1 protein-coding gene is annotated in these 1,227 nt (G+C 57.2%); it reads left to right on the plus strand.

Annotation, left to right across the window (positions count from 1 at the left end):
- Nucleotides 1-83 precede the first annotated feature (83 nt).
- A protein-coding gene (locus PCO31010_RS26490) for an IS3 family transposase (protein ID WP_373275322.1) occupies nt 84-1,201 on the plus strand; the annotation gives its coding sequence in 2 pieces (ribosomal slippage) (nt 84-345 and nt 345-1,201; 1,119 coding nt in all).
- Nucleotides 1,202-1,227 lie beyond the last annotated feature (26 nt).

Genomic DNA, 1,227 nt, shown 5'->3' on the forward strand with positions numbered 1-1,227 from the left:
TGACGTGTCCCCGGAATATCCGAACAGGTCAAAACTAGAGGTAAAGTTGCTTCTCAGCGCCCCGAATGGGGCGAGGAGTCGCCATGAAACGCTCGAGATTTAGTGAAGAGCAGATCGCCTATGCGCTGCGATTGGCCGAGAGCGGCACACCGGTGGTCGACGTGTGTCGGCAGATCGGTGTGTCGGAGGCAACGTTCTACACATGGAAGAAGAAGTACGCCGATTTCGGCGTTAGCGAGATGCGCAAGCTCAAGCAACTCGAAGACGAAAACGCGCGCTTGCGACGTATCGTCGCCGACCTGACGCTGGATAAACAGATCCTGCAAGAGGTGGTGCGAAAAAAAGTCTGAAGGCCGCCAAACGGCGCGAGCTGGCGGCTTGGATGCAAGAGCGTTTCCACATAAGCGTGCAGCGTTCCTGCGCGTTGGCGTTGCTGCAGCGCTCGACTTGGTACGCGAAGAGTCGTGCACGCGATCAAAGTGCGCTGCGCCAACGTATCCGGGACATCGCCTTAAGTCGTCCGCGGTTTGGCTATCGGCGGGTGCTGGTGATGTTGCGTCGCGAGGGCTGGGACGTGGGTAAAAAGCGCGTCTACAGGCTTTACAGCCTAGAGGGCCTGCAATTGCGGATGAAGGTCAAGCGCCGCAAGCGCATCGCGCTGCTGCGAGGCAAGCCACCGGCGCCCACCGGACCGAATCAGCACTGGAGCATGGATTTCGTTCATGACCAGATGCTTGATGGACGCCGCTTTCGCATTCTGACTGTCATCGATCAATGGAGTCGCGAGAGTGTTTGTCTGGAGGCCAACTTCCGACAGACCGGCCGTGCGGTGGGTCAGGCGCTGGATCGTTCTGCGGTCCTTCGCGGATGGCCCGAATCCATCACCGTGGACAACGGCACAGAGTTCACTTCTCGCGCTTTAGACGATTGGGCATACCGACGCGGCGTGAAACTCGACTACACGCGCCCCGGCAAGCCGACCGATAATGGATTGATCGAATCTTTCAATGGTCGGTTGCGTGATGAATTCCTGAACGTGCATGAATTCGTCACGCTATACGACCTCCGAGAGAAAATGACAGCCTGGCAGCATGACTACAACCATCATCGTCCACACGGCTCACTCGGCCATCTGACCCCGAGAGAGTTCGTCCAAAAATGGTCAGTAAAACCCAAAGAGGCAATCCCTCTCCAGTTTTAAACTGTCCAGTTACCGGGGACACGTCA

Origin of the sequence: Pandoraea commovens, from assembly GCF_902459615.1 — a bacterium.
GTDB classification, from domain to species: domain Bacteria; phylum Pseudomonadota; class Gammaproteobacteria; order Burkholderiales; family Burkholderiaceae; genus Pandoraea; species Pandoraea commovens.